This is a genomic window from Pseudomonas protegens, assembly GCF_003732485.1.
GTDB classification, from domain to species: domain Bacteria; phylum Pseudomonadota; class Gammaproteobacteria; order Pseudomonadales; family Pseudomonadaceae; genus Aquipseudomonas; species Aquipseudomonas protegens_B.
In genome coordinates this window covers 311,795-323,200 of record NZ_MOAK01000036.1, presented here as the reverse complement: position 1 = coordinate 323,200, position 11,406 = coordinate 311,795, and the positions used below count along the sequence as shown (strand labels likewise).

Genomic DNA, 11,406 nt, shown 5'->3' with positions numbered 1-11,406 from the left:
AACGCGACTGGCGGGCCCAGGCCCACGAAGTGCTGGGACTGGCCCCGGAGCCTGTGGCGGCGCCCTACAACCTGCTGCTGCCCCACTCCCAGTGCCCCCATTGCGCACAAGCGATCCGTCCCTGGGAAAACATCCCCCTGCTCAGCTATCTGTGGCTGCGGGGCCGTTGCGCTCACTGCAAGACCACCATCAGCCCGCGCTACCCGCTGACCGAACTGGCTTGCGGGCTGATCTCGGCGTTCATCGCCTGGCACTTCGGTTTCGGCTGGCCCGCGGGCCTGCTGCTGATCCTCAGTTGGGGGCTACTGGCCATGAGCCTGATCGATGCCGATCACCAGCTGCTGCCGGACGTGCTGGTGTTGCCACTGTTGTGGCTGGGACTGATTGGCAACAGCTTCGGGCTGCTGGTGAGCCTGGAGGATGCCCTGTGGGGCGCTGTGCTCGGCTATCTGTGCCTGTGGTCAGTGTTCTGGCTGTTCAAATTGCTGACCGGCAAGGACGGCATGGGCCACGGCGACTTCAAGCTGCTGGCGATGCTTGGTGCCTGGGGCGGCTGGCAGATCCTGCCGCTGACCTTGCTCCTGTCTTCCCTGGTGGGAGCGATTCTCGGCACTGTCCTGCTGCGCCTGAACCGAGCCAAGACCTCGACGCCCATCCCCTTCGGCCCCTTTCTGGCCATTGCCGGCTGGATTGCCTTGCTCTGGGGTGGTCAAATAACCGACTTCTATTTGCAGTTTGTCGGTTTCCAATGACTCGCTCCGTAAACACACCCTGGACCCTCGGCCTCACCGGCGGCATCGGTAGCGGCAAAAGCGCTGCCGCCCAGCACTTCATCGACCTGGGAGTGCATGTGATCGATGCCGATCACGCCGCTCGCTGGGTGGTGGAACCCGGCCGCCCGGCCCTGGAACAGATTGCCCGGCACTTTGGTGACGGCGTGCTGCAGGCCGATGGCCAACTGGATCGTGCAGCCCTGCGCAAGCTGATCTTCGAAGTCCCCGAGCAGCGACGCTGGCTGGAGGCGCTATTGCACCCGCTGATTGCCGAGGAGATCGTCAGCCATCTGGCCCTTGCCGAATCGCCCTATGCGATTCTGGTGTCGCCACTGCTGATCGAGTCAGGCCAGTCACGGATGACCCAACGGATTCTGGTGATCGATGTGCCGCAACAACTGCAGATCGAACGCACCTTGCAGCGCGACCAGATCAGCGAACAGCAGGTCCAGGCAATTCTCCAGGCCCAGGCCAGCCGCGAGGAGCGCCTGCGTCACGCCGACGATGTGCTGGTCAACGACCGCGATCACGCCTGGTTGCGCAGCGAGGTCGAACGCCTGCATCACTTTTACCTAACTTTGCGTGGAGGCCAGTCATGAGCCAACCCCTGACCGTTGAATGCCCAACCTGTGGCGCCCCCGTGGAATGGACTGCGGCCAACACCAACCGGCCGTTCTGTTCCGACCGTTGCAAATTGATCGATCTGGGGGCCTGGGCCGCCGAGGAACACAAGATTCCAGTGAGCCCGGATGCCGAGGACGAACTGTTCTCGGAAGAACTGCCGCCCCGCGCTCACTGAGTGCTCGACCCGACGCCGATCAGGGCCGCATGAAGCTGTAGTCCTGATCGTCGTCGAGGTTCTCCGCGAGGAACTGCAACTCGTCAGCCAAATCCTCGATGCCACGCACGCTCTTGCTCTGCTGCACCACCGCACTGAGCAGCGCCCGCAGGCTCAACCCCGGTTCAAATCCTTCCTGCTGGGCACTGTGCAGGCTGTCGCAGACTTCCTGCCGGGCCCACTGATAGACGCTCATGACCGCACTCCTGAGATTTTTGCCGAGCATGCAGCGCGGCCCCAGGCTTGGAGTTGATATGGATCAAGGGCGTGGCCCCTCATCCTTCCAGGGCGCGGAGAGGTAGCGGGTGCGATTGAAGGTTTCCAGCCATTCCGGGCAAAACACCACCAGGGCGCTGATCACCATGCCGTTGATAAATGCCTCGGGAAAGATGATCAACCATAGATAGCCGACAAAGTCTTCCAACCATTCGGGCATGGCAAAACGCCCGTCGAGCCACAATAGCCCCAGGCCGCAAAGCAGGCACAGCAGCGCCGACAGGGCCGCCGCGAAGAATCCGGAGCAGAAGATGTAGACGAAGGGGTTGCGCGGCTGGGCCCGTTCCACCAACCAGGCACAGGCCTCGGTTACCGCCACCGGCAGCAGAATCAGCAAGGCGCCATTGACCCCCAGGGCCGCCAGGTCTTGCCGTCCCAGAGCCCACAAGCCCAGTTGCGCAATCAGGCCACCGACAATCGCCAGAGGCCAGTCCAGCAGCAAGGTCACAGCCGTCATGCCGATGAAGTGATAAGACACTCCAGTGTCGAAATCCCTGCGCACCAACCACAGCAGAAACAGCGCAAACACTGTTCCGAATAGTAGATGCTGACGGCGACTGTCGGTGAACAGCTCGACCCAGGGCGCCCGCAGCACCGCCCAGATCAGTACCGGCACGTACAGCAGCCAGCCGATGCTCAGGCTTTCCGATGACAGCAGCGCCGCGCTGATCATGGCCGGGCTTTCTCCAGTGCGGCCTGCAGTTGCTCGACGGTGGCGAACTCCTGCCGGGACATCAATTGACCATCCTGCAATTGCAGCCACAGGACCTTGTCCTCGGCGGCAGGGTAACGAGAGGCCACACGCCCTTCGCGGTCGAGCATCACCCGGTAGGGATAGTCACGCATGGCCGGCACCGCGAACAGCTTGGCGATCAACACCGGCATGCGCTGGATATCCGCGACAAACACTCCGTGGCGCGCCTGCAGATAATCCTTGGGTTTGTCCTTGAGCGCGCCGTTCACCACCTTGGCCGCATCCATACCTCGCGCCACCAGAAGGATCTGCGCTTGGGAATCGAGGCTGTAGGCCTGATCGAACTGATCCAGCAAGGTCCAGGGCGCCAGGCGCTCACCGATTTCAAGGGCCTGGGCCCATAAGGGCAACAGGCCCAGCAACAGAATTGACCAGCGCTTCACTGCACACTCCTTTCGAGGGGTAGGACGACAAACAGTCTACACCGCCCCTTGGTAGCCTCCAGCAGGCACCGCCAGACACCGGGCACAGAGGTTTTTCGAGAAGCGTGGTTTTTAAGGTCATATTTGAGCGCTAAGCTTGGGGATATGGATGACTCAGATTTTTTGCGCCTGCTCACCATTCAGGCCGAACAAGCCAACGCGTTTCTGTCCAATGCCCGCAAATGGGAGCGTGAGCGTTGGGTCTGCCAGCGCCTGCTGCAAGGCCTGAATATTCCCTATCGCAACGACGAATTCAGCGCCGCCGGGCAGGAGCCGCCGGATGTGCTGTTTCGCGATGCCAGCTTCGAGGTGTTCTTCGTCCTTGATGAAGGCCGCCGACTCAATGATGAATGGCGCGACGAACTGCAACGCCGGCGCAGCGCATTTTCCCTGAGCCAGCTGGTACGACGTGAAGCCAAGCCCAAGCGCATCCCGGCCAACGAGCTGCTGCTGCGCCTGGCGCCAACCCTGCGCAAGAAGGCCCACAACTACAAGGAGCGGGGGATGGACCTGGGGGAGCTGGACATCATTGCCTTCGCTGCCCTCAAGCGCGAAGTGCTGGACCTGAACAGCCACTTTCCACCGCCCACCGAATACCTGCGCCAGGGCTGGCGGTCGCTGTCGCTGGTGGGACCGACCTTCGCCCGGGTGCTGTTCGCCCACCCGGATGCGCCGGAGTTCCTGCGCAGCAACCTGGGCCGCAGTATCGTTTTCGACGTCGGCATCAGTTTGTGAAGTCCGACAATCCGCCCGCGTGGGCATGGCGCAATATCCCGGGCAATGGTAAAAAAGCGTTCTTGCCTGCCCACGCCGGGACCTCGTCATCGAGCCCCCACGTTGCAGCGGCTATGCTCGGTTAATGCTCGATTGCATCGCGCTGTAACATTCCCCTGTGTTGCGACGTCTACCTGACGAGGCCCTTTATGAGCAGCCGCCTGAACCCCGACGACCAACGCCATGTCGAAGAATACCTGCAACTGCCTCAGCACCGAGTCGAGCGCCGGCCCTTTCGGCCGTGGATGCTCCTTGTGGTGGTGGTCGTGGTGACGGTCGCCCTGGGCCTGTTGAGCCGTTTTATCAGTTACCTGACGCTATGAGCTGCATCGCGCTCGCTCGGTTGACTGCACCGATTTCTTTTAGCCTTGCGAGATATCCCCATGACTCATCGTATTGTCATCGTTGGCGGCGGCGCCGGCGGCCTGGAGTTGGCGACCCGCCTGGGTAAGACTCTGGGCAAGCGCGGCACCGCCAGTGTGATGCTGGTGGACGCCAACCTGACCCATATCTGGAAACCCCTGCTGCACGAAGTAGCCGCCGGCTCATTGAACTCCTCCGAAGACGAACTCAACTACGTCGCCCAAGCAAAATGGAACCACTTCGAGTTCCAGCTGGGCCGCATGAGCGGGCTCGATCGTCAACAGAAAAAGATCCAGCTGGCCGCCACCTATGACGAGGAAGGTACAGAACTGTTGCCGGCCCGCGAACTGGGCTACGACACCCTGGTCATCGCCGTGGGCAGTACCACCAACGACTTCGGCACCCAGGGTGCCGCCCAACATTGCCTGTTCCTCGACACCCGCAAGCAGGCCGAGCGCTTCCACCAGCAACTGCTCAATCATTACCTGCGGGCCCATGCCGGGCAGACAGATGCCGTGGAACAGATCAGCGTGGCCATCGTCGGCGCCGGCGCCACCGGTGTGGAACTGGCGGCGGAACTGCACAACGCCGCCCATGAGCTGGCCGCCTACGGCCTGGACCGAATCCTCCCGGAAAACATGCACATCACCCTGATCGAAGCCGGCCCACGGGTGCTGCCGGCCCTGCCGGAGCGCATCAGCGGGCCGGTGCACAAGACCCTGGAGAAACTCGGGGTCAAGGTACTGACCAACGCGTCGGTCAGTGAAGTGACCGCCGACAGTCTGATCACCGCTGATGGCCAGACCATTCCCGCCAGCCTCAAGGTGTGGGCGGCAGGCATCCGCGCGCCGGGGTTCCTCAAGGACATCGACGGCCTGGAAACCAACCGCATCAACCAGCTCCAGGTACTGCCAACCCTGCAGACCACCCGTGACGAGAACATCTTCGCCTTCGGCGACTGCGCCGCCTGCCCGCAACCGGGTAGCGATCGCAACGTGCCGCCGCGGGCCCAGGCTGCACACCAGCAAGCATCCCTAATGGCCAAGTCGCTGAAACTGCGCATCGAAGGCAAGGACCTGCCGACCTACAAGTACACTGACTACGGTTCGCTGATCTCCCTCTCGCGCTTCTCGGCGGTGGGCAACCTGATGGGCAATCTCACCGGCAGCGTGATGCTCGAAGGCTGGCTGGCACGGATGTTCTACATCTCGCTATACCGCATGCACCAGATGGCCCTGTACGGAGTGTTCCGCACGGCGATGCTGATGCTCGGCAGCCGGATTGGCAGAGGCACCGACCCTCGCTTGAAGTTGCACTAAGCGCCTGGAAGTACGCCCCGCTACGCAAGGTAGCGGGGCGCATGGGTGGGCGAAGTGCGAGCTACAGACACTCGTCCAGAAAGGTCACCACCGTTCCCATACAGGCAACCCGCTCCTCGATATGGGGCATGTGGCTGGAGTTCTCGAACAGTGCCCAGCGGATGTCCGGAACGTTCTCCAGATAGGGCTTGACCACTGCGGGCGTCGCTTCGTCGTAACGCCCTGAGATCAGCAGGCTCGGCACGTTGATTCGTGGCAGGCGCTCGACAACGCTCCAGTCCTGCAGGTTGCTCAGGAGAGGGAAACTCTCAGTCCGCTGCGGCACACTTTCCATCACGGTAGCGCAGCATCCCCTGGAAAAAATGCGCACCACCTCTTCCGGCCAGGGCCGAAGCCGGCACACGTGCCGCTCAAAATACACTTGCGACGCCTGCACATATTCGGCGCTATGGAGGGTTCCAGCCTGCTCGTGGCCGATCAACGTCTGCAAGACCCCCTCTGGCAAGGCCTCACGCAAACCCAGGGTTTCAGCCTGCCAGGTCTGCATGTCGGCCGGGGCATTGGCAATGATCAGGGCGCGCAGGCCCGCTGGGGCCAACGCGGCATGCTCGCTGGCCAGAGCCCCACCCCAGGAATGCCCGAGCAAGGCGTAATCCTCACTGATGCGCAGGTGATCCAGAAGATTGTTCAGTTCCTCCAGATACAACTCGACGCTCCAGAATGAAGTGGGCTTGTCCTCCAGGCGAGTGGAGAATCCACTGCCGAGGTGATCGAACTGAACGATTGCCCGGCCACTGGCAGCCACATCCCTGAAGGCATCCACCGTGTCATAAGTGCAGCCCGGGCCACCGTGCAGTATCACCAGGGGCGTCAGACCATTCTGCAGATCCCCCGTCACCCGATACCAGGTCTGCCAGGAGCCAAAGGAGGCATAACCTTCCTGTGGTGGTTTACTTGCTTTCATTGCGCATCACTCCCTGATGACGATCACCCTGTGTCATTCAATCTTCGGCCTCGCACCCAGCATCAGCGACAAGACAGGGCCGGTTGTGCTCGCTTCAGTTTTCCAGCAAGCGATAGTGAACCGCTCGAACCACGGCCTGAACCCGATTCTTGGCCCCCAACTTGTGCATCGCCGAGGTCAGATGCAGGTTGATGGTGGCCACGGAACGCTGCAGACGTTCAGCAATTTCGCCGGAGGTCATACCCTCGGCCGCCCATTTCAGGCACTCACGCTCTCGTCTGGTCAGTTGAACCGGGTAGCTGCGAATGCTTTTACTGAGCTGCGGATAGAGGTGTTCCTGCAGTGCATGAGAAAGAAGCGTGAAATCCCTCAGGACCTGCTGCAGGTCATGCAAGGCCACTTGGGTACTGCCCGAGCGCAAACCGGTCAGGCTGGCGAAACCACCCCCAGGCAGGTGAATGGGAACGGTCATGCCATGGGACATCTGATGATGCTGCAGGTAACTCGATACCGGCGCGTGCTGCTGGCCCATGGCCTGACGCAAGACGGTTTCCGCCTCGGGCCTGTAGGACCAGATAAAGGGAGAGGTGCTGTCCAGCGCCACCTGCTGGACCGGATCGATATGGTAATAGCCCTCGTCGCACCAGAGCTCCAGCCAGTCCTTTGGGGTATTGCAGACCATTGCACTGGGAATGATCAGTTCGCCTTGCTGATCAAAGGGCACCGGACTGTAGTCGTAAACCAGGGCATCGAACCCCAGCTGCGAGGCCATGTCCATGGTCCCCGCCATCCGCTCATGCAATGAGTTTCCCGGCAAAAGACGTGTGTTAACTTCCGCGAGCCTGCTTTGCATCCGTTCAGTTTCCTTACTGTCTGATCCTTAACAGCAGAGCCTAGAATGCCACGCTCGATAGGAACCGGCCAGGCAAAACCTATAAGAACTACCAGGTTGTGCTACCCGGCTTCGACGTGCTTTTCATGAGCAAGACCCATGTTGCACCCTCCCCCTGCCCCTTTGAAAAGCAGCGCTGACGACCACCTCAAGGTCGGTACCACACATGCCTGCACCGCCCCTATCTGTTGCAATGCCGCTTCATGGCCCACCCGAGGGTGGCGCCGCGCATCGCTCATTGCAGACAAGGACCCGTGCCATGCAGATGCCCAAGACCCTTCAGATCCGCAACGGTGAAAAAGTCCCTCCAACCTTCTCCCCACAGGAGTACGCCCAGCGCCTGAGCGCGCTGCGAGCCTATATGGCCGGCCAGGATATCGACGCGGCGCTGTTCACCTCGTATCACAACATCAACTACTACGCCGACTTCCTGTATTGCTCTTTCGGCCGCCAGTACGCCCTGGTGGTGACCCGGGAGCGTACGGTGCTGATCAGCGCCAATATCGACGGCGGGCAGCCCGCGCGTCGAGCCGTCTGTGATGCTCAGGTGGTCTACACCGACTGGCAACGGGGCAACTTCTTCGTCGCGATCAAACAGGCCTTGCCCCAGACGGCACGGCTGGGCCTGGAGTTCGATCAACTGACCCTGCCCAGCCACCAGGCCTTCGCCGAGCTCTATCCCCGAGCACAACTGCTGGATATCGCCGCCCCATGCATGACTCTGCGCATGCTCAAGTCAGCCGAAGAACAGGCACTGATCCGCCAGGGCGCACGCATCGCCGACATAGGCGGGGCCGCCGCCATCGACGCCCTGCAAGATCAGGTGCCGGAGTACGATGTGGCCCTGCACGCCACACAGGCCATGGTCCGGGAAATCGCCCGGACCTTTCCGACAGCCGAATTGATGGACACCTGGACCTGGTTTCAATCAGGGATCAATACCGACGGCGCGCACAATCCGCTGACCTCGCGGCGGATCAGCCCGGGGGAGATCCTCAGCCTCAACTGTTTCCCGATGATCGCCGGTTACTACACCGCGCTGGAGCGCACACTGTTCCTTGGCCATTGCCCCGACGCTCATCTGCGCCTGTGGGAAATCAACCTCAAGGTGCATGAGGCCGGATTGCAGTTGATCAAACCCGGCGCTCGCTGCAGCGACATTGCCAGACAGCTGAACGAAATCTATCTGGAACACGACCTGCTGCAATACCGGACGTTCGGCTACGGCCACTCGTTCGGCATCCTCAATCACTACTACGGACGCGAGACCGGGCTGGAGTTTCGTGAGGATGTGGACACAGTGCTGGAGCCCGGCATGGTGGTGTCCATGGAGCCGATGATCAGGTTGCCCGAAAACAAGCCAGGTGCCGGTGGTTATCGGGAGCACGACATTCTGATCGTCAACTCCCAGGGCGCGGAAAACATCACCCGGCTGCCCTATGGACCACAGCACAACGTCATCGATCGCTAAAGAGACGATCAGGACCACTCAGCTCGAATACTCGATGCTCTCTTGATAGCGCTGCATCGACAAAGCAAACGAGCCGGGAAGATTGCAGTGATTAGCTCTGAAACCCAACAAGAAGAATCTTGAACAACAAGAGCTTTCAGGGCACATCCAGGATGGGCCCTGAAACTCAATCAAGAAATACACCACCCATGCCACTTATGGTGTCTGCACGAGTACTTTTAAGGTCATGCAGAAAGAGCAAGAACCGCATATCCCCACCGCTAAGTCGCGATACAGACACAACTAAGTGAATACCAAACATCACAGTAAGCGGCCATGCTCACTTCATGGAATCAAGGCATTGCGCTTGGCAAACTCCGCCAGGCTTACTTGCGACCCCAGCCCCAGCTTCTGCAACAGCCGGGTCTTGTAGGTACTGACTGTCTTGTTGCTCAAGAACAGTTTCTCACCAATGGCCTTGTTGGAATAACCCTGTGCCAGGTACTGCAACACGATCATTTCCCGATCGGTCAGCTGGCCTATCTGCTCGGCCTCGGACTGCTGCTCCGCTGCAGGAATGGAAACGTCCAAAGCCAGGGACGGATAAAAGGTATAGCCGGCCAGCACTGCATTCAGAGCCACCACCAGATTGCCCAAATCCTCTTCCTTGTTGACAAAGCCCCTGGCTCCCAGCTGAATGCAACGCCTGCAGAAGCTCTCAATCGACTGCGAAGTCAGCACCAGCACTTCAGTGGCCACGCCCAGTGCCTTGATGCGTGCCAGCACCTTGAGGCCATCCAGCTTGGGAATACCGATATCGAGGATCACGACATCCGGCCCATGCTCGCGCACCAGCTCAAGCGCATCCAATCCATTGTCTGTTTCGGCCACCACCCGCATATTGTTCTTTTCCAGCAAGACCTTAACGGCGAGCCGAACAACGGGATGATCGTCAACTATCAATACGCTGTGCATATTGTCACTTCACCTTAAAAACCCGGCCTTTGGGTGAGCCGGACCGCCCGAAAAATATACGTAACCGCACTTCTATCAGCTGCAACTTACGTATCTGTATAAAACGCTGATGTCATATAGGTACTACCTGCACGATACCCTGATGCCCCCACAGAAAATTCAGATTCCTGGCAAATAACCAACGATACAAGGGGTTAATGACTTCTCCTTAAGGAATCAGACAGGCTGATTTCTCATTAGGAAATCTCCTGCCACGCATGGGGATTTGTCTCATGGCAGCATCTCAAGAGCCTTAAGCACTATGAGCAGCAAATAATGACATGAGCTGGCAATGCAACATTTGAACGTTCTGGTTCTGGAAGATGAACCGCTGCAACGGCTGGTTACCATCACAGCATTGAAAAAAGTGATGCCGGGGCAGATACATGAAGCGGCCAGCGGCAGCGAAGCGCTCGCGCTGCTGGAGCACTGCGAAAGGATGGACATTGCCATCTGTGACTTGAAAATGCCCGGAATGGACGGTTTGGCATTCCTGCGCCACGCCAGCCAGAGCGGCAAGCTGCACTCGGTGATCCTGTGCAGCCAGATCGAGCCGATTCTGCGGCACACCACCATCTCGATGATCAAGCGCCTGGGCCTGAACTTCCTGGGCGACCTGGGCAAGCCCTTCAATCTGGAGCGCCTGACCACTTTGCTGACTCGTTATCAGAACCAGCGCCACGGCCTGATCACACCTCTGAAGAAGTCCGAGCTACCCACCCTGACGGACGTGATTCGAGGCCTGGACAACGGCGAATTCGAACCCTACTACCAACCCAAAGTGACTCTCGACAACGGGTCTCTGCAAGGTGCGGAAGCGCTGGCCCGCTGGAATCATCCGCAATTGGGAGTACTGCCGCCGTCGCATTTTCTGTACATCATGGAACACCACTGCTTGCTGGACCGGCTGTTCTGGCAGTTGTTCGACCAGGGCCTGGCCCTGCGCCGCAAGCTGGCGCAAAAAGGCATTCCCCTGAGTTTCTCGTTCAATCTGCACCCGTCACAACTGGCGTCCCAGACTCTGACCGAATCCATTGCCTCACTGCTCACGCTGTTTCAGGTTCCATCCAGCAGCATCACCTTTGAAATCACCGAAACCAGCCTGATCAGTGCTCCCGCCAGCAGCCTGGAAAATCTGATACGCCTGCGGGTGATGGGTTGCGGCCTGGCCATGGACGACTTCGGTGCAGGTTACTCCTCCCTGGATCGCCTGTGCGAGCTGCCCTTCAGCCAGATCAAGCTAGACGGCACTTTCGTCCGCAAGATGGGGCATCAACCCAGAAGCAGCGCCGTCATTAGCTGCACTGTGGGGCTTGCCCGCTCATTGGGTATGTCATTGATTATCGAAGGAGTGGAAACCCGCGAGCAGCAGGATCGCCTACTGGAGCTGGGATGCGACGTAGCTCAGGGTTTTCTGTTCGCACGCCCGATGCCGGAAAGTCATTTCATTGCCTACTGCACCCGTTAGTCCCTGGTGGCAGCCGATCAAAGTGGCGACCCTTTGACCAGGTTCCTGTACCGTCCGCCCCGCGCCCATTGCGCTGTTACTCGTTGATAGAGTCATCCA

At 59.8% G+C, this 11,406-nt stretch carries 14 protein-coding genes; 8 read left to right on the top strand and 6 right to left on the bottom strand.

Annotation, left to right across the window (positions count from 1 at the left end; all coding sequences use genetic code 11):
• The 3 genes from BLX41_RS08420 to yacG all read left to right on the top strand — a co-directional run.
• Positions 1 to 752 (top strand): prepilin peptidase (locus BLX41_RS08420; protein WP_259744552.1); only part of this gene is annotated, 752 nt, incomplete at its 5' end.
• Complete coding sequence (gene coaE / locus BLX41_RS08415; protein WP_123724499.1) at positions 749 to 1,372, top strand: dephospho-CoA kinase; 624 nt, start codon at positions 749 to 751, stop codon at positions 1,370 to 1,372. The genes BLX41_RS08420 and coaE, both read left to right, overlap by 4 nt.
• Positions 1,369 to 1,572: a DNA gyrase inhibitor YacG gene (yacG, locus tag BLX41_RS08410; protein WP_060841142.1), complete on the top strand. Its 204-nt coding sequence runs from the start codon at positions 1,369 to 1,371 to the stop codon at positions 1,570 to 1,572. Before coaE ends, yacG begins: the two co-directional genes overlap by 4 nt.
• A 19-nt stretch (positions 1,573 to 1,591) precedes the next feature.
• Here the strand turns inward: yacG and BLX41_RS08405 are convergent, their stop codons facing one another.
• From BLX41_RS08405 to BLX41_RS08395, 3 genes are all read right to left on the bottom strand, one after another.
• Positions 1,592 to 1,807 (bottom strand): hypothetical protein, encoded by a 216-nt coding sequence (locus tag BLX41_RS08405; RefSeq protein WP_123724498.1) that lies wholly within the window; start codon positions 1,805 to 1,807, stop codon positions 1,592 to 1,594.
• A 63-nt stretch (positions 1,808 to 1,870) separates the two neighbouring features.
• Entirely contained in the window at positions 1,871 to 2,560 is a 690-nt protein-coding gene (locus BLX41_RS08400) for an energy-coupling factor ABC transporter permease (protein WP_123724497.1), read from the bottom strand.
• Positions 2,557 to 3,024 carry an FAD/FMN-containing dehydrogenase gene (locus BLX41_RS08395; protein WP_123724496.1) on the bottom strand — a complete coding sequence of 156 codons (468 nt, stop codon included), beginning with the start codon at positions 3,022 to 3,024 and terminating at the stop codon, positions 2,557 to 2,559. The genes BLX41_RS08400 and BLX41_RS08395 overlap by 4 nt, the downstream gene beginning before the upstream one ends.
• Positions 3,025 to 3,168: 144 nt before the next feature.
• Between BLX41_RS08395 and BLX41_RS08390 the strand changes: the two genes are divergently transcribed.
• The 3 genes from BLX41_RS08390 to BLX41_RS08380 all read left to right on the top strand — a co-directional run bounded on the left by BLX41_RS08390 (position 3,169) and on the right by BLX41_RS08380 (position 5,519).
• A complete protein-coding gene (locus BLX41_RS08390) occupies positions 3,169 to 3,798 on the top strand; it encodes a DUF1780 domain-containing protein (protein ID WP_123724495.1) in 630 nt (209 codons plus the stop codon).
• Positions 3,799 to 3,986: 188 nt separating this feature from the next.
• Positions 3,987 to 4,160, top strand: coding sequence for a DUF3094 family protein (locus BLX41_RS08385; RefSeq protein ID WP_043274580.1), 174 nt, complete (start codon positions 3,987 to 3,989; stop codon positions 4,158 to 4,160).
• A gap of 60 nt (positions 4,161 to 4,220) precedes the next feature.
• Complete coding sequence (locus tag BLX41_RS08380; RefSeq protein ID WP_123724494.1) at positions 4,221 to 5,519, top strand: NAD(P)/FAD-dependent oxidoreductase; 1,299 nt, start codon at positions 4,221 to 4,223, stop codon at positions 5,517 to 5,519.
• A gap of 61 nt (positions 5,520 to 5,580) precedes the next feature.
• Here the strand turns inward: BLX41_RS08380 and BLX41_RS08375 are convergent, their stop codons facing one another.
• Together BLX41_RS08375 and BLX41_RS08370 are read right to left on the bottom strand one after the other, a co-directional pair.
• Positions 5,581 to 6,483: a proline iminopeptidase-family hydrolase gene (locus BLX41_RS08375; RefSeq protein ID WP_123724493.1), complete on the bottom strand. Its 903-nt coding sequence runs from the start codon at positions 6,481 to 6,483 to the stop codon at positions 5,581 to 5,583.
• 94 nt (positions 6,484 to 6,577) lie between these two features.
• Positions 6,578 to 7,336 carry a LuxR family transcriptional regulator gene (locus tag BLX41_RS08370; RefSeq protein ID WP_123724492.1) on the bottom strand — a complete coding sequence of 253 codons (759 nt, stop codon included), beginning with the start codon at positions 7,334 to 7,336 and terminating at the stop codon, positions 6,578 to 6,580.
• 298 nt (positions 7,337 to 7,634) lie between these two features.
• Here BLX41_RS08370 and BLX41_RS08365 point away from each other — a divergent pair, with 298 nt between their 5' ends.
• Positions 7,635 to 8,846 (top strand): M24 family metallopeptidase, encoded by a 1,212-nt coding sequence (locus BLX41_RS08365; RefSeq protein WP_123724491.1) that lies wholly within the window; start codon positions 7,635 to 7,637, stop codon positions 8,844 to 8,846.
• A 324-nt stretch (positions 8,847 to 9,170) separates the two neighbouring features.
• On the opposite strand, the gene BLX41_RS08360 is transcribed toward BLX41_RS08365, so the two are convergent.
• On the bottom strand, positions 9,171 to 9,800 hold the full coding sequence (locus BLX41_RS08360; RefSeq protein ID WP_123724490.1) for a response regulator transcription factor: 630 nt from the start codon (positions 9,798 to 9,800) through the stop codon (positions 9,171 to 9,173).
• Positions 9,801 to 10,131: 331 nt separating this feature from the next.
• On the opposite strand from BLX41_RS08360, the gene BLX41_RS08355 reads away from it, so the two are divergent.
• A complete protein-coding gene (locus BLX41_RS08355; protein ID WP_123724489.1) occupies positions 10,132 to 11,307 on the top strand; it encodes an EAL domain-containing response regulator in 1,176 nt (391 codons plus the stop codon).
• Positions 11,308 to 11,406 lie beyond the last annotated feature (99 nt).

Coding starts and splice junctions, on each gene's coding strand:
- BLX41_RS08365 (WP_123724491.1), top strand. CDS start 7,635: ATGCAGATGCCCAAGACCCTTCAGATCCGCAACGGTGAAAAAGTCCCT.
- BLX41_RS08400 (WP_123724497.1), bottom strand. CDS start 2,560: ATGATCAGCGCGGCGCTGCTGTCATCGGAAAGCCTGAGCATCGGCTGG.
- BLX41_RS08355 (WP_123724489.1), top strand. CDS start 10,132: ATGCAACATTTGAACGTTCTGGTTCTGGAAGATGAACCGCTGCAACGG.
- coaE (WP_123724499.1), top strand. CDS start 749: ATGACTCGCTCCGTAAACACACCCTGGACCCTCGGCCTCACCGGCGGC.
- yacG (WP_060841142.1), top strand. CDS start 1,369: ATGAGCCAACCCCTGACCGTTGAATGCCCAACCTGTGGCGCCCCCGTG.
- BLX41_RS08360 (WP_123724490.1), bottom strand. CDS start 9,800: ATGCACAGCGTATTGATAGTTGACGATCATCCCGTTGTTCGGCTCGCC.
- BLX41_RS08405 (WP_123724498.1), bottom strand. CDS start 1,807: ATGAGCGTCTATCAGTGGGCCCGGCAGGAAGTCTGCGACAGCCTGCAC.
- BLX41_RS08370 (WP_123724492.1), bottom strand. CDS start 7,336: ATGCAAAGCAGGCTCGCGGAAGTTAACACACGTCTTTTGCCGGGAAAC.
- BLX41_RS08380 (WP_123724494.1), top strand. CDS start 4,221: ATGACTCATCGTATTGTCATCGTTGGCGGCGGCGCCGGCGGCCTGGAG.
- BLX41_RS08385 (WP_043274580.1), top strand. CDS start 3,987: ATGAGCAGCCGCCTGAACCCCGACGACCAACGCCATGTCGAAGAATAC.
- BLX41_RS08390 (WP_123724495.1), top strand. CDS start 3,169: ATGGATGACTCAGATTTTTTGCGCCTGCTCACCATTCAGGCCGAACAA.
- BLX41_RS08375 (WP_123724493.1), bottom strand. CDS start 6,483: ATGAAAGCAAGTAAACCACCACAGGAAGGTTATGCCTCCTTTGGCTCC.